Annotated in this window: 6 protein-coding genes; 2 read left to right on the top strand and 4 right to left on the bottom strand. The window is 72.1% G+C overall.

The annotated features are described in order from the left end of the window. Positions 1–397 (top strand): DNA polymerase III subunit delta (locus PROKR_RS23560; protein WP_036968375.1); only part of this gene is annotated, 397 nt, incomplete at its 5' end. A 242-nt stretch (positions 398–639) separates the two neighbouring features. Here the strand turns inward: PROKR_RS23560 and rpsT are convergent. Further along, positions 640–900: a 30S ribosomal protein S20 gene (gene rpsT, locus PROKR_RS23555; RefSeq protein ID WP_026365415.1), complete on the bottom strand. Its 261-nt coding sequence runs from the start codon at positions 898–900 to the stop codon at positions 640–642. 244 nt (positions 901–1,144) lie between these two features. On the opposite strand from rpsT, the gene PROKR_RS23550 reads away from it, so the two are divergent. Further along, positions 1,145–2,266: a calcium:cation antiporter gene (locus PROKR_RS23550; RefSeq protein ID WP_036968373.1), complete on the top strand. Its 1,122-nt coding sequence runs from the start codon at positions 1,145–1,147 to the stop codon at positions 2,264–2,266. 35 nt (positions 2,267–2,301) lie between these two features. On the opposite strand, the gene PROKR_RS23545 is transcribed toward PROKR_RS23550, so the two are convergent. From PROKR_RS23545 to PROKR_RS23535, 3 genes are all read right to left on the bottom strand, one after another. After that, positions 2,302–2,871 (bottom strand): type II toxin-antitoxin system PemK/MazF family toxin, encoded by a 570-nt coding sequence (locus PROKR_RS23545; protein ID WP_036968371.1) that lies wholly within the window; start codon positions 2,869–2,871, stop codon positions 2,302–2,304. An 83-nt stretch (positions 2,872–2,954) separates the two neighbouring features. Further along, a complete protein-coding gene (locus PROKR_RS23540) occupies positions 2,955–3,389 on the bottom strand; it encodes a type II toxin-antitoxin system PemK/MazF family toxin (RefSeq protein WP_036968369.1) in 435 nt (144 codons plus the stop codon). Positions 3,390–3,454: 65 nt separating this feature from the next. Continuing rightward, a partial coding sequence (locus PROKR_RS23535) for an alpha/beta hydrolase (protein WP_169736538.1) occupies positions 3,455–3,975 on the bottom strand: 521 nt, incomplete at its 5' end.

The raw sequence follows: 3,975 nt of genomic DNA, 5'->3' as shown, positions 1-3,975 counted from the left end.
GGACCGCTACTACGGTGGCCGGGTCGAGGCCACGGGCTTCCGGGTGGCCGACGCCGCGGTCGCGGGGGACGCAGGCGGCGCCGTCGCCCTGCTGCGGCACGCCCTCGACACCGGCCTGGACCCCGTGCCGATCGTCGCGGCCCTCGCGCTGCGCCTGCGGAACCTGGCCAAGGTCGCCTCGATGCGGGGCGGCGGCCTGTCGGCCCGCGACCTCGGCATGGCCCCGTGGCAGGTGGACCGCGCCCGCAAGGACCTGCGCGCCTGGACCCCGGAGGGGCTGGCGACGGCGATCTCCGCCGTCGCGCAGGCCGACGCCGACGTCAAGGGCGAGGCCCGCGACACGGTGTTCGCCGTGGAGCGCGCGGTCATGACGATAGCCCGCTCCCGCCGAGCCTGACGGGCCGCGCCCAGCCGCGCCGCAAAGTGCGCTACTACCCAGCCATCGGGCCCGAAAACACTCACGGTTCCACGCCCTGCGACTGGGTAGAAGCGCACTTTCGTGTGGCGCCCCGCGTCGGCGCGTGCCGACCGTCCCGCCGGCCCGTCGTGCGGGATCTCCGGTCCGGCCAACGGCCCGATTCCGCGCACACGAAAGACGCCGCCCGCCCCGGAGGGTGGACGGCGTCAGTCGAAGTGGGCTCAGAGAGCAGCGACCGACTTCGCGATGGCCGACTTGCGGTTCGCGGCCTGGTTCGCGTGGATGACGCCCTTGGCGACAGCCTTGTCGAGCTTGCGCGACGCGGTGGCAAGGGCGACCGTCGCGGTCTCCTTGTCGCCGGCTGCGACGGCCTCGCGCACCTTGCGCACGTGGGTCTTCAGCTCCGACTTGACGGACTTGTTGCGCAGACGAGCCTTCTCGTTCGTCTTGATGCGCTTCATCTGGGACTTGATGTTTGCCACGAGTGGACTTCCTGGTGTGTTCGCCTGACGGCGAGCGGATAGGTCGTAGAGGGCGGTCGCAGTTCCGGGACTGGGGTGGGGACCCGTGGAGAGGACCTGCGACTGTGCCCGCCGACCTGGGCGGACACGCGACCTCCAAGGTTACCAGAGGGTCCGGGGTCTCGTGGGGCGGCCGGATGTGAGGCCGGCTACCACCGCCGTCGGCCGGCAAAGGGCTTCTGACGAGGCCCCATAGAATCGGGCTATGAGTACCAGGACACTTCGGGGCCGTTTCCAATGGACCGTGGTGGTCCCCATCCTTGCCCTGGTGCTCCTCGTCGCGACGTGGAGCAACCACGAACACCCTGCGACCCTCGCGGCCATCGGCGCCGCACTGGTGGGTTCCATCCTCGCGGCGGTGCATCACGCGGAGGTGGTGGCCCACCGGGTCGGTGAGCCGTTCGGCTCCCTCATCCTCGCGGTCGCGGTGACCGTGATCGAGGTGGGGCTCATCCTCATGCTGATGAGCGGCGGCAGCGACTCGGCGAGCACGTACGCCCGTGACACCGTCTTCGCCGCCGTCATGATCACGTTCAACGGCATCGTCGGCCTGTCCCTGCTCGTCGGCGCGAGCAAGCATCACCTGGTCAGCTTCAACGCCTCGGGGACGGGGTCCGCGCTCGCCACGGTCGTGGCGCTGGCGACGGTCTCGCTGGTCCTGCCCAGCTTCACGACGTCGGCCGAGGGCGGCGCCTACACGCCCTTCCAGCTGGGCTTCGCGGCCGTCGCGTCCCTGACGCTGTACGGCGCGTTCGTGTTCACGCAGACCGTGCGCCACCGCGACTTCTTCCTGCCCGTCACCAGTGACAAGTACGGCCGGGTGACCGGCCTGCTCGACGAGGACGGCGACGACCACGCCGACCCGCCGCCCGTGAAGGAGGCGTGGTTCAGCGTCGCCCTGCTGCTGGTCGCCCTGGTCTCCGTGGTCTTCCTGGCCAAGATGCTCTCGCCGACGATCGAGCACGGGGTCGAGGCCGCGGGCCTGCCCTACACCGTGGTCGGTGTGGTGATCGCGCTGCTCGTGCTCGCGCCCGAGTCCATCGCCGCCGTCCGCAACGCGCTGCGCAACCGCGTGCAGATCAGCCTGAACCTCGCCTACGGCTCCGCGATGGCGTCGATCGGTCTGACCATCCCGACCATCGCCGTCGCGATGATCTGGATGGAGGGGCCGCTGACGCTCGGCCTCGACCCGACCCAGATGGTGCTGCTCGCGGTCTCGGTCGTGGTGGCGATGCTGAGCATCGCCCCGGGCCGGGCCAAGACCCTCCAGGGTGTGGTCCACCTGGTGCTGATGGCGGCGTTCCTGGTGGTCTCGGTCCAGCCCTAGCGTCGGGTCCGGCCCGGGCCCCGGCCCGGGCGGCCTCAGAGCGCCGCGGCGACCCTGTCGAAGATCGCGCGGTCCAGGATCGCGCCCTCGCGGCGGACGGCGTCCGGGTGGATGCGGATCACGCGGTTGAGGCGCACCTCGGAGGGGCGGCCCGAGCTGTCCCAGTCGCCCGTGCCGATGTCCATCCAGCGGCGTCCGGCGCGGGCCTCCTGCTCGGCGTCGCGGTCGTGGTCCTGGCTGGTGAGCTGCAGCGCGAGCAGCCACGGGCCGTCGTTGCCCACGATCAGCACCGGCCGGTCCTTGCCCTGGCTGTGATCTTCCTCATAGGGAACCCACGACCAGACGACCTCGCCCGGGTCGGGCTCGCCATCGAGCTCGGGGCGGTAGACGGGCTTGACCTTGCCCTCGAAGTCGCCCGGGTAGCCGTCGGTCTCGGGCAGGTCGCGGCCGGACGGGCGGGGCGCCGTCGGCCGGGGCCCGGACGAGGGCCGGTCGCTCCCGGACCGGCTGTCCCCGGTACGACGGTCGTTCTGGTCGAGTACGGTGCGGGCGACTGCCTCGACGACCTCGCCGAGCAGTTTGAGCCACGGGTTCTGCTGGTTCACGCTGGGCAGGGTAGCCCGACGCCGCCCCGCGAGCAGGCGGGACGACGCCGGGCGGCGTGCCTCGCGGCCCGTACCCGGCCGGCTCAGGTCAGGTCGAGCGCCCGGTCCATGTACTTCACGACCTCGTCGAACCTGGCCTCGTCCAGCACGTCGCCCTCGCGGCGCACGTCGTCGGGGTCGATGCGGATGACGCGGTTGATCCGGACCTCGGACTCGCGGCCCGACCGGTCCCACCGGCCCGTGCCGACGTCCATCCAGATGCGCCCCGCGCGCGCCTCGTCGAGCAGGTCCTCGCGGTCGTGGTCCTGGCTGGTGAGCTGGAGGCCCAGCAGCCAGGGACCGTCGTGGCCCACGAGCAGCACCGGGCGGTCCTTGCCCTGGCTGTGGTCCTCCTCGAACGGGACCCAGGTCCAGACCACCTCGCCCGGGTCCGGCTCGCCGTCGAGCTGCGGGTGGTAGACCGGGTGTACCTCACCCTCGTAGTCGCCGGGGTAGCTGTTGTCTGATGCGAAGGTCACGCCTGGAACCGTACCGGAACGGGTGAACCGCGCATCCGAGACTTACCGCCCAGGCTGGCTGGGCCTCAGCCCGCGCAGGCCCGCGTGAAGCCGGCCAGCTCGGCCGCCATCGGCTCCGGCTCCCAGCTGTGCATGGCGCCCGGCATCTCCTTCTCGGTGCCCTTCGGCACCTGCGCCACGATGCTCGCGGCGGCGACGGGCATCTCCGGGAACGTCTCGGTGCCGTACATGGCCAGCACCGGGACCGTGACGTCGAGCGCGCCGTCCTCCAGCCCGTGCTGCGCCCACGCCAGCGCCTGCGCGTCGGCGCGGTAGGCGGCCACGGCGCGGGCCAGGTCCGGCCAGGCGGGGGAAGCCTCCATCCCCGCGAGCCACTCCGGCGGCATGTCCTTCATGTAGTGCCGCATGGCGTTCTCGGTGTCGCCCGCGTCGAGCAGGCGCTCGATCTCGTCGGCCCACGCCTGCGTCGTGGCGGCGGGGTCGCCCAGGGGCGCCTCCCACAGCGCCAGGCCCGCCACGGGCAGCCCGGCCTGCGCGGACCGGAGGCTGATCGCGCAGCCGGACGAGTGCCCCACCAGCACGGCGG

This window comes from Promicromonospora kroppenstedtii DSM 19349, from assembly GCF_000515355.1.
GTDB classification, from domain to species: domain Bacteria; phylum Actinomycetota; class Actinomycetes; order Actinomycetales; family Cellulomonadaceae; genus Promicromonospora; species Promicromonospora kroppenstedtii.
This window is presented reverse-complemented; position numbering and strand designations above follow the sequence as displayed.

What these genes read in the sequence shown, in the direction of transcription:
- PROKR_RS23550 (WP_036968373.1), top strand. Translation starts at nt 1,145, where the DNA reads ATGAGTACCAGGACACTTCGGGGCCGTTTCCAATGGACCGTGGTGGTC.